This is a genomic window from Burkholderia sp. GW821-FHT14F03, assembly GCF_058803765.1.
On sequence record NZ_JBXAPG010000045.1, the window covers coordinates 36638 to 61728 of the forward strand.

24 protein-coding genes are annotated in these 25091 nt (G+C 63.1%); 3 read left to right on the forward strand and 21 right to left on the reverse strand.

Annotated elements, in window-relative coordinates:
• Window positions 1–11: 11 nt before the first annotated feature.
• Together galE and AC1RQF_RS26135 are read left to right on the forward strand one after the other, a co-directional pair.
• Window positions 12–1034 (forward strand): UDP-glucose 4-epimerase GalE, encoded by a 1023-nt coding sequence (gene galE, locus AC1RQF_RS26130; RefSeq protein ID WP_274001587.1) that lies wholly within the window; start codon window positions 12–14, stop codon window positions 1032–1034.
• Window positions 1035–1061: 27 nt separating this feature from the next.
• Window positions 1062–2168, forward strand: coding sequence for an MraY family glycosyltransferase (locus tag AC1RQF_RS26135; RefSeq protein WP_274001584.1), 1107 nt, complete (start codon window positions 1062–1064; stop codon window positions 2166–2168).
• A 128-nt stretch (window positions 2169–2296) separates the two neighbouring features.
• On the opposite strand, the gene AC1RQF_RS26140 is transcribed toward AC1RQF_RS26135, so the two are convergent.
• The 15 genes from AC1RQF_RS26140 to rfbB all read right to left on the reverse strand — a co-directional run bounded on the left by AC1RQF_RS26140 (window position 2297) and on the right by rfbB (window position 18894).
• On the reverse strand, window positions 2297–4177 hold the full coding sequence (locus AC1RQF_RS26140; RefSeq protein ID WP_274001583.1) for a polysaccharide biosynthesis protein: 1881 nt from the start codon (window positions 4175–4177) through the stop codon (window positions 2297–2299).
• 12 nt (window positions 4178–4189) lie between these two features.
• Window positions 4190–5206: an MraY family glycosyltransferase gene (locus AC1RQF_RS26145; protein ID WP_492873279.1), complete on the reverse strand. Its 1017-nt coding sequence runs from the start codon at window positions 5204–5206 to the stop codon at window positions 4190–4192.
• Between the two features lie 8 nt (window positions 5207–5214).
• Window positions 5215–6177, reverse strand: coding sequence for a UDP-glucose 4-epimerase family protein (locus AC1RQF_RS26150; protein WP_492873280.1), 963 nt, complete (start codon window positions 6175–6177; stop codon window positions 5215–5217).
• Window positions 6174–7001, reverse strand: coding sequence for a glycosyltransferase (locus tag AC1RQF_RS26155; RefSeq protein WP_274001577.1), 828 nt, complete (start codon window positions 6999–7001; stop codon window positions 6174–6176). Before AC1RQF_RS26155 ends, AC1RQF_RS26150 begins: the two co-directional genes overlap by 4 nt.
• A 29-nt stretch (window positions 7002–7030) precedes the next feature.
• Window positions 7031–7984, reverse strand: coding sequence for a glycosyltransferase family 2 protein (locus AC1RQF_RS26160; protein ID WP_492873281.1), 954 nt, complete (start codon window positions 7982–7984; stop codon window positions 7031–7033).
• Between the two features lie 103 nt (window positions 7985–8087).
• Complete coding sequence (locus AC1RQF_RS26165) at window positions 8088–9545, reverse strand: alginate O-acetyltransferase AlgX-related protein (protein ID WP_274001573.1); 1458 nt, start codon at window positions 9543–9545, stop codon at window positions 8088–8090.
• A 19-nt stretch (window positions 9546–9564) separates the two neighbouring features.
• A complete protein-coding gene (locus tag AC1RQF_RS26170) occupies window positions 9565–10995 on the reverse strand; it encodes an MBOAT family O-acyltransferase (RefSeq protein WP_274001570.1) in 1431 nt (476 codons plus the stop codon).
• Window positions 10996–11060: 65 nt separating this feature from the next.
• Window positions 11061–11918 carry an NAD-dependent epimerase/dehydratase family protein gene (locus AC1RQF_RS26175; protein WP_492873282.1) on the reverse strand — a complete coding sequence of 286 codons (858 nt, stop codon included), beginning with the start codon at window positions 11916–11918 and terminating at the stop codon, window positions 11061–11063.
• A 39-nt stretch (window positions 11919–11957) separates the two neighbouring features.
• On the reverse strand, window positions 11958–13832 hold the full coding sequence (locus tag AC1RQF_RS26180; RefSeq protein ID WP_492873283.1) for a rhamnan synthesis F family protein: 1875 nt from the start codon (window positions 13830–13832) through the stop codon (window positions 11958–11960).
• Between the two features lie 38 nt (window positions 13833–13870).
• Complete coding sequence (locus tag AC1RQF_RS26185; protein ID WP_492873284.1) at window positions 13871–14623, reverse strand: ABC transporter ATP-binding protein; 753 nt, start codon at window positions 14621–14623, stop codon at window positions 13871–13873.
• 3 nt (window positions 14624–14626) lie between these two features.
• Entirely contained in the window at window positions 14627–15406 is a 780-nt protein-coding gene (locus tag AC1RQF_RS26190; RefSeq protein WP_274004445.1) for an ABC transporter permease, read from the reverse strand.
• A gap of 47 nt (window positions 15407–15453) precedes the next feature.
• The gene (gene rfbC, locus AC1RQF_RS26195; RefSeq protein WP_274001563.1) at window positions 15454–16005 is read right to left on the reverse strand and encodes a dTDP-4-dehydrorhamnose 3,5-epimerase; all 552 of its coding nucleotides are present in this window, start codon (window positions 16003–16005) and stop codon (window positions 15454–15456) included.
• Window positions 16002–16883 carry a glucose-1-phosphate thymidylyltransferase RfbA gene (gene rfbA, locus AC1RQF_RS26200; protein ID WP_274001560.1) on the reverse strand — a complete coding sequence of 294 codons (882 nt, stop codon included), beginning with the start codon at window positions 16881–16883 and terminating at the stop codon, window positions 16002–16004. Before rfbA ends, rfbC begins: the two co-directional genes overlap by 4 nt.
• A gap of 30 nt (window positions 16884–16913) precedes the next feature.
• The gene (rfbD, locus tag AC1RQF_RS26205) at window positions 16914–17849 is read right to left on the reverse strand and encodes a dTDP-4-dehydrorhamnose reductase (protein ID WP_492873285.1); all 936 of its coding nucleotides are present in this window, start codon (window positions 17847–17849) and stop codon (window positions 16914–16916) included.
• Window positions 17842–18894, reverse strand: coding sequence for a dTDP-glucose 4,6-dehydratase (gene rfbB, locus AC1RQF_RS26210; RefSeq protein WP_274001558.1), 1053 nt, complete (start codon window positions 18892–18894; stop codon window positions 17842–17844). Before rfbB ends, rfbD begins: the two co-directional genes overlap by 8 nt.
• A 342-nt stretch (window positions 18895–19236) precedes the next feature.
• On the opposite strand from rfbB, the gene AC1RQF_RS26215 reads away from it, so the two are divergent.
• Window positions 19237–20073, forward strand: coding sequence for a symmetrical bis(5'-nucleosyl)-tetraphosphatase (locus AC1RQF_RS26215; RefSeq protein ID WP_492873286.1), 837 nt, complete (start codon window positions 19237–19239; stop codon window positions 20071–20073).
• A 24-nt stretch (window positions 20074–20097) separates the two neighbouring features.
• On the opposite strand, the gene AC1RQF_RS26220 is transcribed toward AC1RQF_RS26215, so the two are convergent.
• The 6 genes from AC1RQF_RS26220 to AC1RQF_RS26245 form a co-directional block, all read right to left on the reverse strand.
• Window positions 20098–20949, reverse strand: a complete 852-nt coding sequence (locus AC1RQF_RS26220; protein ID WP_443111557.1) for a lysophospholipid acyltransferase family protein — start codon at window positions 20947–20949, stop codon at window positions 20098–20100.
• A 13-nt stretch (window positions 20950–20962) separates the two neighbouring features.
• Window positions 20963–22240, reverse strand: a complete 1278-nt coding sequence (locus AC1RQF_RS26225; RefSeq protein ID WP_492873287.1) for a dihydroorotase — start codon at window positions 22238–22240, stop codon at window positions 20963–20965.
• 50 nt (window positions 22241–22290) lie between these two features.
• Window positions 22291–23322, reverse strand: a complete 1032-nt coding sequence (locus AC1RQF_RS26230) for an aspartate carbamoyltransferase catalytic subunit (RefSeq protein ID WP_274001551.1) — start codon at window positions 23320–23322, stop codon at window positions 22291–22293.
• Between the two features lie 77 nt (window positions 23323–23399).
• On the reverse strand, window positions 23400–23918 hold the full coding sequence (gene pyrR, locus AC1RQF_RS26235; protein ID WP_492873288.1) for a bifunctional pyr operon transcriptional regulator/uracil phosphoribosyltransferase PyrR: 519 nt from the start codon (window positions 23916–23918) through the stop codon (window positions 23400–23402).
• A complete protein-coding gene (ruvX, locus tag AC1RQF_RS26240; protein WP_274001547.1) occupies window positions 23905–24345 on the reverse strand; it encodes a Holliday junction resolvase RuvX in 441 nt (146 codons plus the stop codon). The genes pyrR and ruvX overlap by 14 nt, the downstream gene beginning before the upstream one ends.
• Window positions 24342–24920, reverse strand: coding sequence for a YqgE/AlgH family protein (locus AC1RQF_RS26245; RefSeq protein ID WP_252985023.1), 579 nt, complete (start codon window positions 24918–24920; stop codon window positions 24342–24344). Before AC1RQF_RS26245 ends, ruvX begins: the two co-directional genes overlap by 4 nt.
• Window positions 24921–25091: the final 171 nt, after the last annotated feature.

Here is a 25091-nt window from a genome sequence, read left to right on the forward strand (position 1 = left end):
AACTCAGAAAAATGAACGCACAAGGCACGATACTCGTCACGGGCGGGGCGGGCTACATCGGCTCGCACACCGTGGTCGAACTGCTCGAACACGGCTACGACGTCGTGATCGCCGACAACCTCGTCAACAGCAAGCGCGCGGCGCTCGAACGGATCGCCGCGATCACGGGCAAGACGCCCGCGTTCTATCCGATCGACGTCTGCGACGAAGCCGCGCTCGCGCGCGTGTTCGACGCGCACCCGATCCGCGCGGCGATCCACTTCGCGGCGCTCAAGGCCGTCGGCGAATCGGTCGCGAAGCCGCTCGACTACTACCGCAACAACCTCGACAGCCTGCTCGCGCTGCTCAAGGTCATGCACGCGCGCGACGTCCGGCACATGGTGTTCAGCTCGTCGGCGACCGTCTACGGCGTGCCCGAGCGCTCGCCGATCGACGAGCAGGCGCCGCTGTCGGCCACCAATCCGTACGGGCAGACCAAGCTGATGGCCGAGCAGATCCTGCGCGACGCGGAGCGCGCCGACCCGAGCTGGCGAATCGCGACGCTGCGCTATTTCAACCCGGTCGGCGCGCACGCGAGCGGGTTGATCGGCGAGGATCCGGCCGGCATCCCGAACAACCTGATGCCGTACGTCGCGCAGGTCGCGGTCGGCAAGCTCGAACGGCTGCGCGTGTTCGGCAGCGACTACCCGACGCATGACGGCACCGGCGTGCGCGACTACATCCATGTGGTCGACCTCGCGCGCGGGCACCTCGCCGCGCTCGACGCGCTCGTCGCGCGCGACGCGAGCTTCGTCGTCAACCTCGGCACCGGGCAGGGCTACAGCGTGCTCGACGTGGTGCGCGCGTTCGAGCAGGCATCCGGCCGGCCGGTGCCCTACGAACTGGTCGCGCGCCGCCCCGGCGACGTCGCCGAGTGCTACGCGAACCCGGCCGCCGCGGCCGAACTGCTCGGCTGGCGCGCCGAATTCGGCATCGAGCGCATGTGCGCCGACCATTGGCGCTGGCAGGAAAACAACCCGCTGGGTTTTGTATAATCCGCTGTCCCTCTTCCGAGCGCATCCATGCTCAGCTTCGCCGCCGGTTTCCTCGCTTCCCTGCTCGTCACGCTGCTCGTCATCCGCTACGCGCACCTGCACGAGAAATTCTCGATCGACGGCGATCTCGCCGGCGTGCAGAAATTCCACGTCCGGCCCGTGCCGCGGGTCGGCGGGATCGGCATCGTGCTCGGCCTCACGGTCGGCGCGCTGCTGCTGTCGCGCCGCTATCCGGCGGTCGCGGGCAGTATCTTCGGGCTGGCCGCCTGCGGCGCGCCGGCCTTCGCCTCGGGGCTCGTCGAGGACCTGACCAAGAAGGTCTCGCCGCTCGCGCGGCTCATCTGCACGATGGCCGCGGCCGCGCTCGCGTTCGGACTGCTCGGCATCGCGATCACCCGGATCAGCGTGCCGCCGCTCGACTTCGTGCTCGGCTATGTCGCGATCTCCGCGGTCGTCACCGTGCTCGCGGTCGCGGCGCTCGCGAACGCGATCAACATCATCGACGGCTTCAACGGGCTCGCCTCGATGGTGGCGTTCATGATGTTCGCCTCGCTCGCCTACGTCGCGTTCCAGGTCGGCGACCCGGTCGTGCTGTCCGGCTCGCTGATCATGATGGGCGCGATCATGGGCTTTTTCATCTGGAACTTCCCGGCGGGGCTGATCTTCCTCGGCGACGGCGGCGCCTACTTCATCGGCTTCATGCTCGCGGAACTCGCGATCCTGCTCGTGATGCGGCATCGCGAGGTGTCGGCCTGGTATCCGGTGCTGCTGTTCATGTATCCGATCTTCGAGACCTGCTTCTCGATCTACCGGAAGAAATTCATCCGCGGGATCTCGCCCGGCATTCCGGACGGCGTGCACCTGCACATGCTGGTGTACAAGCGGCTGATGCGCTGGGCGGTGGGAACCAAGCATGCGCACGACCTGACGCGCCGGAATTCGCTGACATCGCCGTATCTGTGGCTGTTGTGCCTCGTGGCCGTGATTCCTGCGACGCTGTTTTGGCGACACACGGCCCACCTGTTCACGTTCGTCGTGCTGTTCGCGCTCACCTATGTGTGGCTTTATGTGAGTATCGTGCGGTTCAAGGTGCCGCGATGGATGGTGGTGCGAAAGACGCGGCGCAAGCCTTGAAATGGCGCTCGCCGCGCCCGCCGGCTCAATCGGATTGCGGTCGCGCGGTGCGCCGTCGAACCGGACGCGGCTGATTCTTCCGCAGCCAAGTGCGAGGCGGCCCTACCGTCATCGCGACGAGCCGCGTGTCAACGGCTCGATGCCGAGCGCGTCGGCACGCTCTGCAATACCGGCGCGGCAACCGACTGGTATTCCGGCACCCAGCGCCGCAAATCGCGGCGAACCTCATCGTCGCCGAGCACACGATGCTGCATCAGCCACGGCAGCAGTTCGGCGAGCAGGTCACCGGGTACCTCGCGCGCGCGCGCGATCCTCAGTTTCGGGTGCGGCGTGCGCGTCGTCGTCTCGTCGTCAGCGAGCAATTCCTCGTAGAGCTTCTCGCCCGGCCGCAGGCCAGTGAACTCGATGCGAATCTGCTCTTCTGAGAAACCGCACAGGCGGATCAGGTCGCGCGCGAGGTCGACAATCTTCACGGGCTGTCCCATGTCGAGGATGAAGATCTCGCCGCCCCGGCCCATGCTCGATGCCTGCAACACCAGTTGCGAAGCCTCCGGGATCGTCATGAAGAAACGCGTGATCTCCGGATGTGTGACCGTCACCGGCCCCCCTTTCGCGATCTGCTCCTGGAATTTCGGGATCACGCTGCCCGCGCTGCCGAGTACGTTACCGAACCGCACCGTCTCGAACTGCGTGCGCTCGCTCGTCTGCTGCAGCGCCTGGCACGCCATTTCCGCGAGGCGCTTGCTTGCGCCCATCACATTGGTCGGGTTGACGGCCTTGTCGGTCGAGATCAGTACGAAATGGCGCACATCATGCCGGATCGCCGCGCGCGCGACACGGTACGTGCCGAGCACATTGTTGCGCAGCGCCTGCCACGCATTGTGCTCTTCCATCAACGGCACGTGCTTGTACGCGGCGGCGTGGAACACAATGTGCGGCGCGTGGCGCGACATCACCTGATCGAGCAGCAGCGAATCCTTCGCATCGCCGATGATCGGCACAACCGGCTGCTCCGGGAAGCGCTCGTGCAACTCTTCGGTCAGCCGGTACATCGCGTACTCGGACAAGTCGAACGCGATCAGTTGTGCAGGGGCGAAACGCAGGATCTGCCGGCACAATTCAGACCCGATCGACCCGCCCGCTCCCGTGATCATCACGACGCGACCGCGCAGCAACGCCTCGACGTGCGGCGTATCGATCGTGACGGCCTCGCGGCCGAGCAGGTCCTCGAGATCGATATGACGCACTTGCGACAGGAAGCCCTGGCCCGGCATCAATGTCGTCAGCGACGGCAGCACCAGCGCCTTCACCCTGGCGCGCACACAAAGGGTCACGACACGGCGCTGGACTTCGACCGTGGCCGACGGGATCGCGATGATTGCGTATTCGATCTTCGACGCCTCGGTCCAGTAGGCCAGGTCGTCGATCGCCCCGAGCACCTTGTAGCCGTACACCTCGCGACCGTGCTTCGTGACATCGTCGTCGAGCAACCCGACGAGGCGCCACTCGCCCGAGCGCGACAACTCGCGCGCGAGGTTCGCACCGGCCGTACCCGCGCCGAGCACAAGTACGGGCTTGCCCTGCCCGACGAGGCCGCCGTACAGGTAAAACTCCTTGGTCGCACGATACAGCGCGCGCGCGCCGCCCATAAACAGGAACAGCATCAACGGGAAGACAAGCAGAACGGAACGCGGAATGATCGGCGTCGGCTGAAACATTACCGCGCCGATCATCACGATCATCCCGCCGCCCGCGAGCGCCTTCGAAATGCGCATCAGGTCGGGCAAGCTCGCAAATACCCACAGGCCGCGATACAGGCCGAACACGTGGAACATCAACGCATAGACAGGGAGCACCCAGACGAGCGCTGTCAGCGCGCCACTTACAAAGTCAGGCGGGATGCTGCCATTGAATCGCACCAGGTACGCCAACAACCACGCAGCCGCCACGGCCAGAAAATCGAACAGAAAAGCGCTCAATGACAGCCATGATGCTTTGGATCGCAACATCGGCGAGAGACCTCAAGAATTGATACCGGTGGGGGGTTGGACCTTGCTCCAACGTATGTCGATCAAGACCCCGATGCAGGCAAGAGCCCCATACCAGCCGATGCAAAACAGCCATTGCACCCGTTCAGCACGACCCAACACCCACAGTGCAAGCATTATGCCTACGAGCATGGTGAGGTACCAGTAGATGGCAGTACGGCAATGACTCATGCCTGTACGCACCATCCGTTGATAATAATGCTCCCGATGCGCCTGCCAAAACTTTTCGCCCCGAAGCAATCGTTTCAAGAGTGTTACCGATGCATCAGCAATGAAGGGTGCGAACACCATGCCGGGAAACCACAATGGCCAGATCGCGTCGCGCCACCCCCAGTAGCCAAGCGCCCCCGCCATGAAACCGAGTGGAATCGAGCCGGCATCGCCAAGGAAAAGCCGCGCCGGATGGAAATTCAGCAGGAGAAAGCCCAGGGCCGCGCCCGCAACGGCCGCGCCGGCGATCACGAGATCCGGAGCCGGCTTCGCGCCGCTCAGCGCCGCCACCGCATAGGCCCCGAACCCGAACAGCGCCATCCCGCCAGCAAGACCATCCGCGCCATCCATGAAATTATAGAGATTGGTCAGCCACACCATCACAAAACCGATTCCGGCAACCAGCCACCAAGGCGCATCGGCCCGGTAGCCGATCAACAACACGGCCACCGCCACGAGGTGCGCGGCGAACCGCAGCGGCGCGGGTAACCCGCGCCGGTCGTCGATCTGCGACACCGCGGCAAGCATCGCCGCGGCAAGCGCGATCAGCCACATCCCGGGAGCCAGGCCCAGCAGTGCGGCGACGAACACCGGTACGATACCCCAGCCGCCAACGCGCGGCGTCGGGCGCGTATGCAACGAACGCTCGTTCGGAATGTCGGTTGCGAGCCGCCATGCGAGCCCGCTGGCAAGCAGGACGCGCAGGATCGCTGTCGAAGCGACGGCTGCGGTTAACGCTACCGCGAGCGCCCCCAGCCACGTAGTCGTTGCAAATTGCATGAGGCCCATCATTGAGTGCTGCGCGAACGATACCACGCGGCCGTCGCCGCCATGCCCTGCCGGGTGGTATAGGGCGGTTGCCAGCCGAGAACCTGTCGTATATGCGTGGTATCGATGTGCAGGCTGCCGGTCAACCGCTCGATGCTCGCACTGCGGCCAGTCAGCCTGCCGAGCGCTCGCAACAGACCCGGAGGCACCGGAATGAGCCGTGCCGGCTTGCCGAGCGCGTCACCGACCATTCGCAGCAGTCCCGTGACGGTCGGCGCGTCGTCGTCGGCGACGTGGAAACACCCCCCCGCCGCGCGCCGGTCGATTGCGCATTGCAGCAACGCGTCCGCAAGATTGCGGACGTAGACGACACTGCGCCGTGACTCAATTGCGCCGAGCGGCAGCGGCATGCCGCGCGACACGGCGTTCATCATCCTCAGAAAATTAGCGCGTACGCCCGGTCCGTAAACGAGCGGAGGACGAACGATGACGACGTCGAGTCCGGCCGACTCCCCGAACTGCACGAGCCTGCGCTCGGCGCGCAGCTTCGATAGTCCGTACGCGTCCCTGGGACGAGGCGCGATGTCCTCGACAAGCGGGACGTCCGTACTCCACTCGGCGATGGCCTTGATACTGCTCACGAACACGAAGCGGGTCGCGCCGCGCGCATGCGCGGCCTTTGCCACACGCAACGCACCGTCGACGTTGGTCGCGTCGAACGCTGCGCCGGCATCACGCGCCTCATCACGCATGACATGCACGCGTGCCGCCAGATGGACGACACAATCGACCTGCAGATCAGCCGGCCATGCGGCCTCCATCCCATCGAAATCCGCGGTATCGTGCACCCATTCCCGCACGCCGGGTACGCAACCGCCGGCACGGCGCGCGATCCCGGACACCGTGTGGCCCTGCGCCTGCGCCAGCGTGCACAGCGCACGCCCGACGAAGCCGTTTGCACCCGTCACGAGCAAGGCGCTCATCGCCACCTCCAGCCGTGACGATTGAAAAAGTGGAATGCGGACGCCGCGAACATCTGGATATGCTTGGCCCCCTTGCGGGCGGCCCCGCCACCAAAGTGCACGATTTTCACCGCGGGCACATAGGCGATTCGCGCTTTTTCGTGGACCCTGAGACTGAGATCGTAATCCTCGAAATACAGAAAGTAGCGTGGATCAAACCCCTGCAGCATCTGCAGCGCGGAGGTCCGGAAAAACATAAAGCACCCGCTGACGATCGGCGGATCGAGCACGACGTCGCGCTCGCCGATCACGTCCCGCATTTCGTATCCGTTCAGCCGCTTCGCGAATCGCGATCGCACCCACGCAGGCGCGAAGCCCCGGAGGAGCAGATCGAACAACGACGGATAGCGCCGGCACAGATACTGCATCCGGCCATCGTCACCCCTGACGTGCGGCGCGAGCAACCCGACATCCGGATGAGCGTTCATGAAACCGATCGCCTCCGCGAATCCCGACGCCTCCATGTCGACGTCGGGATTCAGAATCAGATGGAACGCGCTGTCCGTCTCGGCAAGCGCCAGATTGTGTCCCCTGCCATAGCCGACATTGCCGTGCCCACTGATCAGCCGAACCTCGACGTCGTCGAGATCGCGATACGGCTGAATGGCGGCGCCGGCCGCTTGATCATCGTTGTCGATCAGCGCGACCTGAACCGGGCGATCAATTGCGCCCGCTTCGCGAGCGAAACGGGCCGCGCGGCTCACGCTGTGAAGCGTGCGCTCGAGCATCGCCGGCTCGGAGCGAAACGTGACGATGGAAACCGTAACGGAAAAGCGTGGATGCATGTGTATATTTGACCTCGGCATGCAGCGAATCAGCGTTTGCCGGACCGGTTCGTCAGCCCGTGCGCGACACCGGTCGCCATCGCCGCGACTCGCCGCGCACGCGGAGACATGAACAGGCTGAAATAGGCGAACGACCCGACAGCGCGAATCATGAGCGCCATGCGCCAGCGCAACGGCAGTCGCGACATCTTCGCCACCAGCAGCGTGTTGCGGATCATGTAGTAGTCGCGTAGCGGTGAATGAACATGAATGCTGCGCCAGCGGCCGATCCAGACGCGCTGCACCTCATCACCCAATGAATGAAGCAAACCAGCCGCCCCGACTGCGAAAAGGCGATAGCCGTGCGTGCGTGCGCGAAAGCACCACTCCGTGTCGACATGATCAATGAAGAGTTCGTCGCGCATGCCGCCGATCTCGTCGAACACGGACAATACGATCAGGGTTCCCGACGAGATCAGGAAATCGACCTCCGTGATTTCGTCGCCACCGCACTGAATGCGCCGCAGTCGGACACCCCGCATCACGACGAACGATGCACGGGCGCCCGTGCGACTATCGATCGCAACCGGCCCGACCGCGCCCACTTTCACGCCTTCCCGGGTCAGATGCCGTTCGGCACCGACCAGTTGCGCCACCATATCGGGTGCCGGCTTACTGTCGTGATCGAGCAGCAGTACGTAGTGGCATCCGGCACGACGCGCATATCGGATGCCTTCGTTGTGCGCGCTCGCAATTCCGCGATTTTCGCCGAGCGGCACGACGTCCACCTGCGCGTGTTGCGCAAGTGTTTCCAGAAACCCGAGCGCCGATGGCGCCGACCCATTGTCGACGACGACGACGCGCGCCAGTTGCGGCGTCAACGCGTCGATCATCGCGCGCAGATGCTCGATATCCGGATTGAAACTTACGATGACCGCGCACACCTTGCGATCATCCGTCTGTTCGAAGCGATCCGCCTCCTGCGTCAGCGCGGTGCGCCCCATACGTCTTCCCGTGAACAATTTTTGCGACAGACGGCCCGGCTGCCAAGACCTCGTCTGACTGGCGTACCGGACCAGCGCATGATCCGGTCCATCGTTGTACGCGCTAGGATGGCCGCTTGATTTCGCTTGTCTCGATCTGAATCGAGTCGGTACCAACCGGCACGACATCAATACTACCCTTCAACTCGCTTTCGGACAGGAAGAAATAGAGGTCATTGGCACCACGTGTCACCGACTCGAAGTATTCGCGAGATTGCGTCGCGTCACGGGTCGTCAGCCTGACCGCGCCGTCCGCGGCGCTGTTCAGGCGCAGCCGGACCACGCCGGTGCGCGAACCGGACGAATGGGGACCATCAAGCGACAGGACGGCCGGTTCGCCAAGGGTGCCAAGCGCGCGGACGACCCGCATCGGATCGCCTGCGCCGGCGGCCTTCCGGAACGCCTCTTCGCCGCGCCAGTAGTAGAGATTGCCGAGCGGCGCAATCGAGAATCGCTCCGTCATCACGTAGATCACCACATCCGGACGGTATTTCTCGATGAGCGCGGGCAGGTTCAACGTATGCCCCGGGTAGAAGTGATGGTGCTCCTGGATCACCTCGCGAAACGACGCCTGCAGGTACGGCGACAGGCTGTTCCCCATCGAATCACGCAACACCAGTGCGCGTAGCTTGTTCGGCGCGCTTTGGTTACGCGTGTGTCGCGGCAAATCCAGCACATCCGTCTGCGGATTGCCGTTCAGCGATACCCAGTTGCCGTCCGCCGCCAGCATGTCGATCGACGGCGTCGGTTCGGACAGCGAGACCTCATCCCATTGATTCGGCACATGGATATTGACCATCCCATCGAACTCATTGCCGTAGGCGACATGGCTGATTGCCGTGTAAGGCTTGGTGCCGTATGCGTGGAACCCCGGCAGCTCGGTTTCGAGGCGCCTTGCAATCGGCTGCCAGGCTGCATATGCACCATAGCCGGTCCAATGGCTGTTCAGTTTCGAATAGCTCAGGCCCGACGCTTTCGCTTCGATCAGCGCACCGCGAACGTCAAGCAGTTCGTCCCCGGCGTATTTCTTGAACTGATCCAACGCGGACGGCTTCCCTTCACGCATGGCTTGCGCCCAGCGCGGCAGTTTCTCCGGGTAGATATTGGCCTTCATCGGCGCGAGTACGAACAGCAGGGGGATGTTCCGCGACTCGAGCCAATGACGCTGCGAGTCGAGCACTTCCGCCCACTGCTGCGCCTCGCCGTCGCTGATTTCGCGCGCGCGCACTGCCTGATCGAAATTCTCGTTGTGCATGTTTCCGAGAAACACCCATCCGTCCTGCCCGATACGCGCGGCATGAGGATTCGATGAAATACCAAGCCGATACAGCGTAGTCGAATACATATCGAGTGCGCCGTTCCAGACCGGATTGCTTCGCCGCACCTGCTCTTCCAGTCCCGTGACGTCGCCGCCGCGCACGTACGCGTGAAGATAGGAAGACAGCGCCGGGCTGTACAGACAGGAGACGGCGGGAATCAGCGTAGCGGCGAAAAAGGCAAGCGCTGGAAAATATCGATTCAAGGCTCTCATTTTCTACCGGTCAGAAACGGAAATACAGAAACGGGCTGAACGAGCCCGACAGAATCTTCACACTCGATATGACGAACAGCACCGACCCCGCAATCATGGCCGTGGGCATCGTCATGCCTGCGATGCGCGGCACGCACCAGGCCGACAGCTTCGCTGGCACGGGCGTCGAGAACACTGCGCCCGCGATCAGCAAGACGGCAAACAGCGGGTTCAGGTACTGATACAGCGCCGGCGACGAAAATCCGTGCAGTCCGACCATGGCCTTCCAGAACGTCAGCGCATCCGAAAAGTGCGTTGCGCGGAACAGGACCCACCCGAAGATCACGACCAGCAGGGTGTACAGATGCGAGACGGCGCGCGGCAAGCGCTCGAAGCCTCGAGCAGCGGCGCGCTCAAGCAGCAGAAAACCGCCATGCCAAAGGCCCCAGACGATGAACGTCCAGGCCGCGCCGTGCCAGAGCCCCGTGAGGAAAAACACGACGATCAGATTCACGTACGTGCGCATCCTGCCCTTGCGGTTGCCGCCCAACGGAATGTACACATAGTCGCGAAACCAGAACGACAGGGTCATGTGCCAGCGACGCCAGAACTCCTGGATATTCCTGGAAATGTACGGGTAGTTGAAGTTGAGCGGGAAATCAAATCCCATCATCAACCCGAGGCCGATCGCCATCTGCGAATAGCCCCAGAAATCGAAAAAGATCTGGAAGGAATACGCCAGCGCGCCGACCCACGCCAGACCGAAATCAATCTGCGCGGGCGGCAAGGCAAAAACAGCGTCCGCCGTCATCGCGAACGTATCGGCGAACAACACCTTCTTGGCGAGCCCGAGCACGAACAGGTAGATGCCGTGCGACAGCATGTTGGCGGTCACGGTGCGCTTGCCCATCGCATGGCCGATCATGTTGTAGCGCAGGATCGGGCCTGCAACGAGCTGCGGGAACATCGTGAAATAGGTACCGACGTTGACGAGGTTCCGCGTTGCCTTGACCTCACCTCGATAGACGTCGACCACGTAGCTCAGCGCGTGGAACGTGTAGAAGCTGATGCCGAGCGGCAATGCGGCATGCACGACCGCAACGTGCACCGGCAGCCCAAGGACGTGCACGACACCGGCCAGGTTTTCCGTCAGGAACGTGATGTACTTGAAGTAGCCGAGCAGGACGAGATTGGCGCCAACACACAACGCCACCAGCATCCGAGGCCCAAGCAGAAACGCACGCCCGCGCTCGCGCGCGCGACCCACGAGCAGACCGAATGCGTAGTTGATGAGGATAGAGGCGATCAGAATCCAGATCTGCCTGTGCTCGCCCACGAAATAAAAGGCCAGCGACGCCCCGAACAGAAAAATATTCTTGTATACGACATTCCTGATGCTTCCGTATCCTACGAAAAACAATGGAAGAAACAGAAACAGAAACGAAAATGAACTGAATACCATGCCACCATCCCGGCGCTAGCGAGCCCTACATCCTCGGTGGAACCGTCGACGCATGGCTCATGTCATCATGATTGGCGGGAGCCGCCCACGGCATCCTCGAGGATGCGCACGACATCGGCATTTCCCCAGATCGCATACGAATCGTAGGGGCGCCGCGGAAACTTGTTGTACTCCGGTCGAATGCTCAACTGGCGATCTGCAATGAAACGCTCGACGGCCGTTCGCAACGCAACGGGCTGGCCGCTGCAGCAATTGATCACGCCGCGATACGCCTCCTGCGTGGATACCAGTGCGATCTGACGTCCCAAGCGGCCGACCTCGATGAAGTCGTACAGCATCTCCCCGCTATTGAGCGGGAACGTCGGCTTGTTTTCGGCTTCGGCCGCCAGCAGCTTCGCAAAAATCGAGTTGTTCCGCGTATCGTCGCCGACGATGTAGTACATTCGCAGCCATTTCCAGTCAATGCCATGCTTCTCGCACAAAAGCGAAAGCGCCTGGCGCAGGAAATTCTTGGCGACGCCATAGGGATTCAACGGATTGGTCGGCGTCTGCGCGTCCACCTCGCCGACGTGATAGCCGATCTCATGCATCGACCCGGCCACTGCGATATGTTTCAAGCCGCCCGAAATCAGCCGCTCGACGAAACGATAATGCTTCAGCGCATTGCCGATGTGGGACGGATCCTGGTGATTGAATCCAGCCTCCCACGCCAAATGGATGCACACGTCCGGACTACCGATCCGTTCGAACGTATGGACGCCTTCGTCGAAGATGTCCATCGAACGATAATCCACGCCGTCGATCATGTCCCCGGCTGAATACGTATCGCGACCAATCGCGACCACCTCGTGCCCAAACTCCACGAGCGCACGCACCACATGTCGGCCGACGTACCCGCCGGCGCCCGTAACAGTCACTCTCACTGCCACCCCCTTACTGAATCAGAGCATTATCCGACAGGTTCACCGGACAAACGCCCGGTAAACGGAACGCATGGTGCGAAACACCGGCCTGAGCATCCGGGTCGCGCGCGGATGCTTGCTGCCAAAAGAGCGTTGCGCGATGCGCAGGCATGTCCCCAGCATGAATCGCAGCGAGGCGGGATGCGCATTCAGCGAGATCCAACCGATCTGATCCAGGATATTTCCGTTCGGCAACAGCCCTGCGATTCGCTGAAGCTTGTACTCAAGCTTCGTGTAGCTTGATGCCGCCATCTCGCGGTTCATCACGCAATGAACCAGGTATCCCGCATCGTGAACAGCATAGCCCATCAACCGCTCCAGCACGTGCGCGAGCCCGCCGTCCGTGTGGTCCGGTTCCGGATTGAAGTCGGTCCATTTCCACTCGTACTCGAACAGCTTTTTCAGCGCATCGGGACGGAACCAGAACATCGTCCCGTACGGCGCCAACGGCGTATAGTCGTCGCGCGGCGTGAGGATCTTGAGCTTCTTCACCCATTCCTCGACACCCGGGCGATTGGCGAACCATGCGTGGCCAAGCGTCGGATAGGCGATGTGAATAACCGGCGGCATCAGCATCCCAACGTGTGGATTGTCGTCGAAAACGCGCAACAGGTTCTCAACAAAAGCTTCGTTGTACAACAGATTTTCCAGCAGGTGCGCCTTGAACAATCGCCCCATGTTGTAGCTGTTCTGAGGCGACTTCTTCGAATGCAGGCGGCAAATATAATCATATCCGCCGTCGAGCACGACGTCCTTGCAGGTGATGAACAGCGACGACATATCGCGGCCCCGGTTTTCCTCCGTCACCCGCACCTCGTACCTCCAGCCGAGGTCGAGCGCCTCGAGCCGCTCCTCGATGTCCTGCTTCTTTTCGTCGCTGCTCGTGGTGATGTACAGATCGAACGACCGAGGGATGCGCCTGATGTACGTGACCATCTCGTCGAGCATGTCCGGATAGTACAAATGCACGATCACGGCCACCCGGGTCCGAGTCTCCGCACGTGGCGCACCATCCGGTACATCGTTCAGAATGTGAAGATTGTCCAGATTGGTATACAGATTTCGCGGAACCGTTGTTCTGCTGACATTCTGCCAGATCAGTCCGGTATCGTAATCGCTTTGCTCCTCGACGATTTTGATGGCGTCTTTCAGAATGACCGCGTTCTGCTCGAGAAACAGCGGATCATGGAAAAAGAGGCGGCGCTTCAGGATCGGCGAGCGATCCTCGAGCGTCGTGACGACACTCTGGAACGTCGCATACTGAGTTGGATACGCTTCCGGGTCAAGATAGACGTCGTAGCGATAGCCCTTGCCGCTGAAGTGCGCGGTGAATTTCGACTCGTGCTGCAGAATCGAATCCTGGTAGGACTTGATCATGGGCATGTCTGCCCAGTATTTCTTGAACTCGAGCGACGTGAACAATCGCTTGCGCACGGTAATCCAGTGCGACTGGATGTGCAGCGGCAGCACGCCGCTGCCGGTAAACGGATTCGGCACCATTTCCTTGTGGGCACTGACCCCCCAGAAATCGATGTCCGAATTCCCGTCGAAATGTTCAAACATCTCCGAGAACGGGAAGATCGGGCCGAAGAACGTGTAGTTCAGCAGGATGAGTTCATCGAAGGCTTCCAGGCGGTCGATCCCGTAGGCCTCCATTGCCTCCTTGTACGCCCAGACATCAAAGCCGACGTTCTCGCGCACGAAGACCGTATCCGCAACGCTTTCCAGCGCATCACGCCCTTCAGGCTGCAGTTCCGAATTCGACACGACAAAAATTGTGTCGACATGCTCTCGAAGCGCACGCAGTTTGTGGATGATGAAATCATCGACGACCCCGTGCTCGTCATAGAACATGTAAAAGGCGATTCGCTTCATCACTTGTTCACGTAATTATTTAAATTTGCTTGACGGCGTCAGGCGCTCGTCTGTGCATGCTGCGACTCGAGATATCGACCAATGATGTCTCGCGCAGGCCCGTCACCGCGGACACAGCCACGCTCCAGCCAGATCACCCGCTCGCACATCTTCTCGAGCAGTTCCATGCTATGGGACACCAGGACCATGATGTTTGCCTGATCAATGAACTGATCCATGCGCGCGGTCGCCCGTTCGACGAACGACGCATCGCCACCCGCGAACATTTCGTCAAGGATCAGAATTTCAGGCGGCACTGCCGTCGCGATTGCGAATCCGAGCTTCATGTACATACCGGTCGAATAATATTTGACCGGCGTATCGATGAATTCCGAGAGACCGGTAAACTCGATGACCTCACTCTCAAATTTCTCGATTGCCTTCTTGGAAAAACCAAGAATCGCACCATTCAGATAAATGTTATCCCGTCCACTCAATTCCGGCTGGAAACCCGCGCCGATCTCGAGCAAGGGCGCGATGCGCCCCTTCACGTTCAACGCGCCGCAACTCGGCGGGTAAATTCCGCAAATCGCCTTCAGCAACGTGCTCTTTCCCGCTCCGTTGTGGCCAACGATACCCACCCGCTCACCGTGGTCGATGGTCAGCGAGATGTCGCGCAACGCCCAGAAATCGTTGAAGCTTCGCTCCCGATGGCGCCCCATGCCGGCAATGATCTGCTTCAGCGACGGAGACCGGTCGTGATAAAGCCGAAATCTGACGCCTAAATCCGATATTTCAATTTTCGAATCCATGAATCACAGCCTAAAAATAATTTTTTTCGAATACCGCTGAAAAACAATCAGGCTGATCAGCGCCATAATAGCCGACGTACCACAACTCACCGCGACACTCATCGCATCCGGAAAAACTCCTTCATAGATCGGCGCACGGAAAAGTTGCACGAAGTAATACAGCGGATTGAATTTAAAATAAATTCTGTATTGCTCCGGAACAAGCGATACCGGATAAATAATCGGCGTGATGTAATAAACCGCTTGCATCAGAATCGAGATGATGTGAGCGGTATCCCGCAAATACACGAACACCACGGAAAAAATCAATGCGAGGGCACCGCCCAGCACGCCTGTAATCAGGAATGCGACAGGTAGAAACAGCAATGCCGAAGTGAGCTTCGCCCCCAGGATCAGCACGATCACGAACAGCGACACCGTGCTCAGCACACTGTCGACAAGCAGGCTGACCGCCGCCGACACCGGAAAGATGTGCTTCGGGACGTAGATCTTCTTGATGAGCCCTTCGTTGGTGATCATCGACGTGCCACCCGCCTGAATACATCCGTTCAGGAAGTTCCACGGGATAATCGCACTGAACAGAAAGATCGCATAATCCTTCAGGCCGATACGCAGCACGATCGAGAACACGACCGCGCTGACAGCAATCATCAGCAGCGGATTGACGAGCGTCCAGAGAAACCCTATGGCCGTCCGCCGGTACCGAAGCGTAAGATTCTGACTAATGAGCTGAGAAAGCACATAGCGATAGGAAACCAGCTCAGAGAAAAAACTCACAATCATCCGCAATCAAGGCTCCGGAAAATGCAAAAGATCTGACGCGCAGCGCGTCACACGAAGCAATCTGCTTCGGCCAGGGTCTTCCCGAGCTTGTCCTTCGCTGCAAGAATCGGATCGCCTTCGATCGGCCATTCGATGCCGACCGTCGAGTCGCTCCAGAGCAGGCTGCGCTCGTATTCCGGATACCAGTAATCCGTGGTCTTGTAGAGAAACTCCGCGGCTTCCGACAGAACGACGAAGCCGTGCGCAAAACCTTCAGGCACCCACAGCTGGCGCTTGTTCTCGGCAGACAGCCTCACGCCCACCCACTTGCCGAAATTCGGCGAGCTGCGGCGGATATCGACGGCGACATCGAAAACTTCCCCGGCAACGACTCGCACGAGCTTGCCCTGGGGATGCTGGATCTGATAATGGAGGCCACGCAGCACGTTGCGCGCCGAGCGAGAATGGTTGTCCTGGACGAAGGCCTGACTCACGCCGGTCGCCTCTTCGAATTCGCGGGCGTTGAAGCTCTCGAAGAAGAAGCCGCGATCGTCGCCGAACACCTTGGGTTCGAGAATCTTCACGCCCGGCAGCGTGGTGTCGATAACGGTCAGATTCATGCAATGCACTCGGCAATGATTTGATGCAGATAGGCGCCGTAGCCGTTCTTGGCAAGCGGCTTCGCAAGCGCCCGGACCTGGTCCGCGGTAATCCATTGATTGCGATACGCAATCTCTTCCGGACAGGCGACCATCAGGCCCTGACGGCGCTGGAGCGTCGCGATGAACGTCGCGGCGTCGAGCAGCGATTCGTGCGTGCCCGTATCCAGCCACGCGTATCCACGCCCCATGATCTCGACATTGAGCCCGCCTTTTTCCAGGTAGCACCGGTTTACGTCGGTAATCTCGAGTTCGCCGCGCGCGGATGGCTTGATGCTCTTCGCAATGTCGCACACCTGATTGTCGTAAAAGTACAGCCCGGTAACCGCGTAGTTCGATCGCGGTGCGGCCGGCTTCTCTTCGAGCGACAGGGCCTGGAATTGCTCGTCGAACTCGACGACGCCGTAGCGCTCGGGATCTTGAACGTGATAGGCGAATACGGTCGCCCCGTCGGTGCGTGCGTCAGCGCGCTTGAGTTGGGCAACCAGCTCGTGGCCGTGAAAGATGTTGTCGCCGAGAATCAGGGCCGATGGCGAGTTGTCCAGAAATTTTTCGCCAATCAGAAATGCCTGCGCCAGACCGTCGGGCGAAGGCTGCTCCGCGTATTGCAGATTGAGCCCCCACTGGGACCCGTCACCCAGCATCTGCGCAAACCTCGGGGTGTCGGCGGGCGTCGAAATGATGAGGATGTCGCGGATGCCCGAGAGCATCAGCGTGCTCAGCGGGTAATAAATCATGGGCTTGTCGTAGACCGGCAGGAGCTGCTTCGATACCGAATGCGTGATCGGGTAGAGGCGCGTGCCTGACCCACCCGCCAGAACGATTCCTTTACGTTTCATTTTTGATTCTCCAAACTTGTGGCGACACGATCATCTGTCAGCCATCATCGCCGCAATCTCGGTCACCTGGGCGAGCATCTGATCGACGCCCACCTGCCACGCCGGCAAGCTCAACTCAAGGTTTTGCCGCAATTTCGTCGTATCGAGACGAGAATTCTTCGGACGCAATGCCGACGTCGGATACTCCGACGTGCTGACCGCCTTGATGTCCTCCGCCTTCGCCTGCGTCACCAATCCAGCATCCCGCACCGTCGCAATGACGTGGCGCGCGTATTCGAACCAGGATGTCTCGCCCTGCGCCGTCAGGTGATACACCCCATCCTGCGCGACATCGATGCGCCCGTCCAGATAGCGGCGAATGGCGTGTGCCGTCACGTCGGCAGTCAGTGCGGTCGAGGTCGGCGTGCCGAATTGATCGGCCACCACTCGCAACTCAGGCGTGCGGCGCGCAGCCTGAATGATTTGTTTGGGAAAATTGACGCCATGCACGCCGAACGCCCAGCTGGTCCTGAAAATCAGATGCCGGCATCCCGCCCGGCCTACCGCCCGCTCGCCTTCCAGTTTGGTCGCGCCATACACGGAAAGTGGATTCGGCTCGTCGCTTTCCACGTAGCGCCCGGCCTTCTGTCCGTCAAAAACATAGTCGGTCGAGTAATGGACGAGCAAGCTCCCCAATGCGGCCGCCTCCTCGGCGAACACGCCGGGTGCCTGCGCATTGACCGCGCGCGCGATGTCCGGGGCCTTTTCCGCCTGATCGACGGCCGTGTAGGCGCCCGCATTCACAATGACGTCCGGGCGCAGTTCGCGCACCAGCCGGCGAATCGCGTCCGCGTCGGCCAGATCGCAACGCGCGCGCCCAACCCCGATGACCTGACCCAGCGGCGCCAAACTGCGCAACAGTTCGAAACCCGCCTGGCCGTTCGCACCTGTAACGAGGAATACCGGACCAGCACGCTCCTTAACCATTGCTGGCCCCCCCCCACTTCGCGTATTCGCCGGATACAACCTCCTCGACCCACGCCTCGTGATCGAGATACCACCGGACGGTCTTCGCCAAACCCGTCTCGAACGTTTCAGCAGGCTTCCAGCCCAGTTCGCGCTCGAGCTTCCGCGCATCGATCGCATAACGGCGATCATGGCCCGGGCGATCCGTCACGTACGTGATCTGGTCGCGATACGAACCGGCCGCCTTCGGCCGCGCCTTGTCGAGCAGGTCGCACAAGGTATGCACGACATCGAGGTTCTTCTTCTCGTTCCAGCCGCCGACATTGTAGGTCTCGCCTGGCACGCCGCGCGCGAGCACCTCGCGGATCGCGCTGCAGTGATCTCCGACGTACAGCCAGTCGCGCACGTTCTGCCCATCGCCATACACCGGCAGCGGCTTGCCCGCGAGCGCACTCGCAATCATCAGCGGAATGAGTTTTTCCGGGAACTGGTACGGACCGTAGTTGTTCGAACAGTTCGTCGTGAGCGTCGGCAGGCCATACGTGTGATGATAGGCGCGCACCAGATGGTCAGAGCCGGCCTTCGTCGCGGAATACGGGCTGTTCGGCGCGTACGGCGTCGCTTCGGAAAACTGCGGATCGGTCGAGGACAGCGAACCGAACACCTCGTCGGTCGATACGTGCAGAAAACGGAACGTCGCCTTGCCTGCGTCGCTCAAGCCGTTCCAGTACTGGCGCGTCGCTTCCAGCAGGGTGAACGTGCCGACGACATTGGTCTGCACAAAATCGGCAGGCCCGTGAATCGAACGATCAACATGACTTTCGGCGGCGAAATGCAAAACAGCGCGCGGCTTGTGTTCGGCGAGCAATGCGTCGAGCGCGGCCCGATCGCAGATGTCAACTCGCGCAAACACGTGCGCCGGGTTGCCCTCCAACGATCTCAGCGTTCGCAGGTTGCCTGCGTAGGTCAGCTTGTCGACGTTGAGCACCGCTTCGTCGGATTGGTTCAACCAGTCGAGTACAAAGTTGGCACCGATAAAACCCGCGCCGCCCGTAACCAGGATCATGAGGCTCCCTCTAGTAATGCGAGGCGGACGCGCGGAGCGCGCCGCCGAAAAGATTTCTCAAAGTAGTGAGGTCACAGACCTCGACCACTCAGGCCCGGCATTTTAACCGCTGAGCGAGCCGTCCCAAGTCATCAGATGTTAATTTTCGGGGGGAAAGCAACGATTATAAGAAGTCGGCCCATGCAAAAGCCATGCCGCTAACAACTTGATACAGCGCTCCGGACCCGACAGGAACAAGAAAATACACGTCGAATCAAATGGTTATCGTGGTGCAAATATTGCATCCCGACCCGGTTGCAACGATCATTCTTCTATTGCCACCACCTGCTCGCATCATCCGCCATGACGTCAACCCCCATCGCCATCGGCGACCTCCAGGGCTGCCACGCCGCCCTGCAAAATCTGCTCGACACGCTCGCGCCCGCCCCCGACACCCCGCTCTGGTTCGCCGGCGACCTCGTCAATCGCGGCCCGGCCTCGCTCGCCACGCTGCGCGAGGTCATCGCGCTCGGCCCGCGCGCCACGGCCGTGCTCGGCAATCACGACCTGCACCTGCTGTCGGTCGCGGCCGGCATCCGCACGCTCAAGCCCGGCGACACGATCGGCGAGATCCTGGCCGCGCCGGACGCCCCCGACCTGCTCGACTGGGTGCGGCAGCGGCCGTTCGCGCATGCCGGGCCGGGCATGCTGATGGTCCACGCCGGGCTGCTGCCGCAATGGGACATGACGCTCGCGCTGGAGCTCGCCGACGAACTGCAGCGCGCGTTGCGCGGGCCGGACTGGGTCGACACGCTGCGCAACCTGTACGGCAACGAGCCGAACCGGTGGCATCCCGATCTGAAGAAAAAGGACCGGCTGCGCGTGGCCTTCAACGCGTTCACCCGGATCCGCTTCTGCACGCCCGACGGCGCGATGGAGTTCCGCGCGAACGGCGGGCCCGCCGCCGCGCCCGCCGGCTACCTGCCCTGGTTCGACGCGCCCGAGCGGCGCAGCGCCGACATCACGGTGGTGTTCGGCCACTGGGCCGCACTCGGCCTGATGCTGCGCGACACGCTCGTCGCGCTGGATTCGGGCTGCGTCTGGGGCAACCAGTTGTCGGCCGTCGTGCTCGACGCCGATCCGGCGCGGCGCACCGTGACGCAGGTGGCCTGCGCGTCATGCGGGGCGGCCGGCGAATAGCCCGTCGCCGCGCGCAGCGAGCGCTCAGCCTTCGCCGCGCGTCAGCGTTTCCGCCCCTGCCTCCTGCGCCGGCGCGTCGGCCGGAACGGCAACCCGCGCGGCCGCCGCAAAACGCGCGCGCGCCGCATCGCCCGGCCGCGCGCACTTTTCCTGCAACACCGCGAGCGACGCCGCCACCGATTGCTGCGCGCGCGCGGCCAGCTCGCGCCGGTCCGCCCCCGGATCGAGCGGGGCGCCGACGTACAGGTGCGCGGTCAACGGGCCGTCACGCAGCACCCGGCCCAGCGATTCGCCGAGCGACATCTCGCCGATATAGGCCGGCGCGAGCGACTGCCGCCCCTGTCCGTCTTCATACATCAGGCAAACCGGTTGCACGGGGCAGCCGGCCGACACGGCGGCCTGGAACAGGTTCGCATGAAACGGCAGCAGTTCGACGCCGTCGGACGTCGTCCCTTCCGGAAACACGCAGATGAGCCCGCCGCCCTGCATCCGCTCGGCCAGCTCGTGCATGATCCGCCGCGCCTCGCTGCGCTTCTCGCGCTGGATGAACACGGTGCCCAGCCGTTCCGCGAGCCAGCCGACCACCGGCCACTGCCGCACCTCCGCCTTCGACACGAACGGCGTCGGACGCCAGGCATTGATCACGTAGATGTCGAGCCACGACACATGGTTGCCCACCACGAGCGCACGCGCGTCGAGCCGCGCGTCGTCGTTGTGCACGACGAGCCGCATGCCGCACAGCCGCAGCATCTTCTCGGTCCACGCCCGCGTGAGCTGCTGGCGGCGCGCGGGGGTCGCGCGCCCGAAGCACAGCGCGATGGTCGCCATGCCGCGCAGCAGGTGAAGCACGAGACGCGCCTTGCGCAAAGCGTTCATCGCGGCGCCCCGCTCAATGCCGCTCGAACGCCACGTGGCCCGCGACGAGCGTCGCGCGCACCCGGGCGGGCAGCTCGTAGCCGAGGAATGGCGTGTTGTGCCCCTGGCTCTTCAGCACGCGCGGCTCGACGCGCCAGTGCGCGCGCGGATCGAACACGCACAGGTCCGCCGCGCCGCCCACCGCGAGCCGGCCGGCCGGCAGCTTCAGCACGTCCGCCGGCGCCGCGCTGATCCGGTTCAGCGCGCGCGCGAGCGGCACGCCGGCCTCGTCCGCCCACTTCACGGTCAGCGACAGCAGCAGCTCGAGCCCCGTCGCGCCCGGCGTGGCCTCGGCGAACGGCAGCAGCTTCTCGTCGTCGTCGACCGGCGTGTGATCCGAACAGATCGCGTCGATCGTGCCGTCCGCGACCGCCGCGCGGATCGCCTCGCGATCCCGCTCGCCGCGCAGCGGCGGATCGAGGCGGAACTGCGCGTCGAAGTAGCCGATGTCGACGTCGATCAGGTGCAGGTGATTCGCGCTCACGTCGCAAGTCACCGGCAGCCCTTCCGCCTTCGCGGCGCGCACGAGCGCGATGCCGGCCGCCGACGACAGCCGCGCCACGTGCACGCGCGCGCCCGTCACGCGCATCAGCTCGAACAGCGTGTGCAGCGCGATCGTCTCGGCCGACACCGGCACGCCCGACAGGCCGAGCCGCGACGCGAGCGCCCCGCTCGCCGCGACGCCGCCCTTCGCGAGAAACGCGTCGAGCGGGCGCAGCCACACGGTATAGCCGTAGGTGCTCGCGTATTGCAGGGCGCGCAGCTGCACCTGCGTGTCGACGATTGGCACATTGGCCTGCGTGAAGCCGACGCAACCCGATTCGGTCAGCTCGACCATCTCGGTGATCACCTCGCCCTTCAGGCCGACGGTCAGCGCGCCGAGCGGATAAACGTGCGCCTGGTGCAGGTTGCGGGCGCGGAACTTGAGCATCTCGACGAGCCCGGGCTCGTCGAGCACGGGATCGGTGTCGGGCGGACACACGAGACTCGTCACGCCGCCCGCGACGGCCGCGGCCATCTCGGACGCGAGCGTCGCCTTGTGTTCGTAGCCGGGCTCGCGCAGACGCGCAGACAGGTCGACGAAACCCGGCGCGACGATGAGGCCGCCCGCGTCGATCGTCTTCGCCGCCGTGAAATCGGCCGGCGCCACGCCGATCGCGGCGATCTTGCCGGCGGCGACGAACACGTCGGCCCGTTGTTCGGTGCCCGCGACCGGATCGATCAGCGTGCCGCCTTTGATATGAATCTTCATGCGCTGCCTGTTGATTCGTTGAAGTCGTTGAAGTCGGGAGAGCGGCGGCGTCAGTCGTGGTTGCCCGCGACGATGCCCATCACCGCCATGCGCACCGCGATGCCGAACGTGACCTGGTTCAGGATCACCGACTGCGGGCCGTCCGCGACCTGCGAGTCGATCTCGACGCCGCGGTTCATCGGCCCCGGGTGCATCACGATCGCGTCGGGCGCGGCAAGCGCGAGGCGCTCGGGCGTGAGGCCCCAGCTCTTGAAATACTCCTGCGCGGACGGCAGCAGCGCGCCGCTCATCCGTTCGTTCTGCAGGCGCAGCATGATGATCACGTCGACGCCGCGCAGCCCTTCGTCGAGGTTGTGGAACACCTTCACGCCCATCTGCTCGAGGCCGCCCGGCAGCAGCGTGCGCGGGCCGATCGCGCGCACTTCGGGCACGCCGAGCGTGGTCAGCGCGTGGATGTCGGAGCGCGCGACGCGCGAATGCAGGATGTCGCCGACGATCGCGACGCGCAGCTGCGTGAAGTCGCGCTTGTAGTGGCGGATCGTGTACATGTCGAGCAGGCCCTGCGTCGGATGCGCGTGGCGGCCGTCGCCGGCGTTGACCACGTGCACGTGCGGCGCGCAGTGCTCGGCGATCAGGTACGGCGCGCCGCTCGATGCATGGCGCACGACGAACAGGTCGGCATGCATCGCCGACAGGTTGTTGATCGTGTCGAGCAGCGATTCGCCCTTGCTCGTCGACGAGGCGTTGATGTTCAGGTTCAGGACGTCGGCCGACAGGCGCTTCGCGGCGATCTCGAAGGTCGTGCGGGTGCGCGTCGAGTTCTCGAAGAACAGGTTGAACACCGACTTGCCGCGCAACAGCGGCACCTTCTTCACTTCGCGGTCGGTCACGCTGACGAACTGCTCGGCGGTGTCGAGGAGATGCGTGACGATCGAGCGCGGCAGGCCTTCGATCGACAGCAGATGCTTGAGCTCGCCGTTTTTCGTGAGCTGCGGGTTGCCCTTCAGGAAACCGTAGCGGAAACGTTCGGCGGGCGCGGCCGCGGCGGAGCCGCCCGGGCGGCCGGTGGTGTCGAGGGTCATGGTAGGCGTGATTCCAACGTGATGCTGATCTGCGGTGCTGGGTCCGGGCGCGCCCGGACGATCCGGATGCGGCGCGCTTATGCGGTGCGCGCCTCGATGCGAAGCGTGAAACGCGCGTCGGCGGTGCGTTCGAGCACGAGCGTCGCGTTGGCGGGCACGTCGAGCGCGCCGCCGACGAAACGCGCGGCCACCGGAAGCTCGCGGCCGCCGCGATCCGCGAGCACCGCGAGCTCGACGGCCGCCGGCCGGCCGTAGTCGTACAGTTCGTTCAATGCGGCGCGCACGGTGCGGCCGGTATGGAGCACGTCGTCGACGAGCACGATGCGGCGCGCATCCACCTCGAACGGCAGCGAGGTGGGGCTCGCCTGGCTGTGCAGGCCTTTCTTCGCGTAGTCGTCGCGATGCAGCGCGACGTTGACGACGCCGAAGCCCGGCGCGCCCAGGTCGCGCGCGAGGCGCTCGGCGAGCCAGGCGCCGCCGCTGTGGATGCCCGCGAGCACGGGACCCGCCGGATCGGCGAACGCGGCCGCGCCGTGGGCGCCGCGGATCTGGTCGAGCAAGGCGCGATAAAGCGCCTCGGCGTCAATTGAACTCATGATGATCGGACAACTGGTCGAGATACTGTTGAAGAATCACGCTGGCCGCCTCCGCGTCGATCGGGCCGACCCGTTCGCCGCGCGCCCGCGCGCCCGCGCGCGCGTCGACCGACGAGTAGCGCTCGTCGACCCAGCTCACCGGCAGGTTGAAACGGCCGTTCAGCTGGTTGCCGAAACGCCGCGCCAGCTGGGTCATTTCATGCGCAGCGCCGTCGGGATGGAGCGGCAGGCCGACCACGAGCGCGTCGGGACGCCATTCGGCGATCAGCCCGCCGATCGCCTTGAAACGGTGCTCGCGGTTCAGGTTCGGGATGATGGTGAGCGCGCGCGCGGAGCGGGTCAGCGTGTTGCCGATCGCGACGCCGATGCGTTTTTCACCGTAGTCGAACGCGAGGAGCGTCGCATCGCGCGAGCCCGCCGCGCTCATGCGTGCCCTGCCTCGCCGGAAAGCATCGAGGAACTGACGCCGAGCAGCCCGAGCGCGGCTTCGAAGCGCTCCTCGGCCGGCGTGTCGAACACGATCTTCGGATCCGCCTCGACGGTGAGCCAGCCGTTCTTCGAGATTTCCTCTTCGAGCTGACCCGCGCCCCAGCCTGCGTGACCCAGCGTCAGCAGGAAGCGCTTCGGGCCGGTGCCGGTGGCGACCGCCTCGAGCACGTCCTTCGAGGTGGTCATTTCGAGGCCGCCCTCGACGCTCATCGACGAGCTGTACGAACTGCCCTCGACCGGCTCGTGCAGCACGAAGCCGCGCTCAGTCTGCACCGGGCCGCCGAAGTACACGGGGATATGCAGGAGCGGTTCGATCTCGAGCTTCAGGTCGATACGGTTGAACAGCGATTCGAGGTCGATATCGGTCGGACGATTGATGACGAGGCCGAGCGCGCCGCGTTCGCTGTGATCGCAAAGATAGACCACCGTTCCCGAGAACGTCGGATCGGCCATGTTGGGCATGGCGATCAGGAACTGGTTGGTGAGATTGATGCGATCGGAACTCTTGGACATGGTTTGAATTTTAGCAAAGACTCGCGGCGCGGCGGCGCCACGGGTCAAGATGGCAGAGTACGTTGCACTCTATCACGCGTTCGAGTCGGACCGGCGTGGGGGGGGGGGGGGGGGGGGGGGGGGGGGGGGGGGGGGGGGGGGGGGGGGGGGGGGGGGGGGGGGGGGGGGGGG

Coding starts and splice junctions, on each gene's coding strand:
- galE (WP_274001587.1), top strand. CDS start 12: ATGAACGCACAAGGCACGATACTCGTCACGGGCGGGGCGGGCTACATC.
- AC1RQF_RS26135 (WP_274001584.1), top strand. CDS start 1,062: ATGCTCAGCTTCGCCGCCGGTTTCCTCGCTTCCCTGCTCGTCACGCTG.
- AC1RQF_RS26140 (WP_274001583.1), bottom strand. CDS start 4,177: ATGTTGCGATCCAAAGCATCATGGCTGTCATTGAGCGCTTTTCTGTTC.
- AC1RQF_RS26145 (WP_492873279.1), bottom strand. CDS start 5,206: ATGCAATTTGCAACGACTACGTGGCTGGGGGCGCTCGCGGTAGCGTTA.
- AC1RQF_RS26150 (WP_492873280.1), bottom strand. CDS start 6,177: ATGAGCGCCTTGCTCGTGACGGGTGCAAACGGCTTCGTCGGGCGTGCG.
- AC1RQF_RS26155 (WP_274001577.1), bottom strand. CDS start 7,001: ATGCATCCACGCTTTTCCGTTACGGTTTCCATCGTCACGTTTCGCTCC.
- AC1RQF_RS26160 (WP_492873281.1), bottom strand. CDS start 7,984: ATGGGGCGCACCGCGCTGACGCAGGAGGCGGATCGCTTCGAACAGACG.
- AC1RQF_RS26170 (WP_274001570.1), bottom strand. CDS start 10,995: ATGGTATTCAGTTCATTTTCGTTTCTGTTTCTGTTTCTTCCATTGTTT.
- AC1RQF_RS26180 (WP_492873283.1), bottom strand. CDS start 13,832: ATGAAGCGAATCGCCTTTTACATGTTCTATGACGAGCACGGGGTCGTC.
- AC1RQF_RS26185 (WP_492873284.1), bottom strand. CDS start 14,623: ATGGATTCGAAAATTGAAATATCGGATTTAGGCGTCAGATTTCGGCTT.
- AC1RQF_RS26190 (WP_274004445.1), bottom strand. CDS start 15,406: ATGATTGTGAGTTTTTTCTCTGAGCTGGTTTCCTATCGCTATGTGCTT.
- rfbC (WP_274001563.1), bottom strand. CDS start 16,005: ATGAATCTGACCGTTATCGACACCACGCTGCCGGGCGTGAAGATTCTC.
- rfbA (WP_274001560.1), bottom strand. CDS start 16,883: ATGAAACGTAAAGGAATCGTTCTGGCGGGTGGGTCAGGCACGCGCCTC.
- rfbD (WP_492873285.1), bottom strand. CDS start 17,849: ATGGTTAAGGAGCGTGCTGGTCCGGTATTCCTCGTTACAGGTGCGAAC.
- rfbB (WP_274001558.1), bottom strand. CDS start 18,894: ATGATCCTGGTTACGGGCGGCGCGGGTTTTATCGGTGCCAACTTTGTA.
- AC1RQF_RS26215 (WP_492873286.1), top strand. CDS start 19,237: ATGACGTCAACCCCCATCGCCATCGGCGACCTCCAGGGCTGCCACGCC.
- AC1RQF_RS26220 (WP_443111557.1), bottom strand. CDS start 20,949: ATGAACGCTTTGCGCAAGGCGCGTCTCGTGCTTCACCTGCTGCGCGGC.
- AC1RQF_RS26225 (WP_492873287.1), bottom strand. CDS start 22,240: ATGAAGATTCATATCAAAGGCGGCACGCTGATCGATCCGGTCGCGGGC.
- AC1RQF_RS26230 (WP_274001551.1), bottom strand. CDS start 23,322: ATGACCCTCGACACCACCGGCCGCCCGGGCGGCTCCGCCGCGGCCGCG.
- pyrR (WP_492873288.1), bottom strand. CDS start 23,918: ATGAGTTCAATTGACGCCGAGGCGCTTTATCGCGCCTTGCTCGACCAG.
- ruvX (WP_274001547.1), bottom strand. CDS start 24,345: ATGAGCGCGGCGGGCTCGCGCGATGCGACGCTCCTCGCGTTCGACTAC.
- AC1RQF_RS26245 (WP_252985023.1), bottom strand. CDS start 24,920: ATGTCCAAGAGTTCCGATCGCATCAATCTCACCAACCAGTTCCTGATC.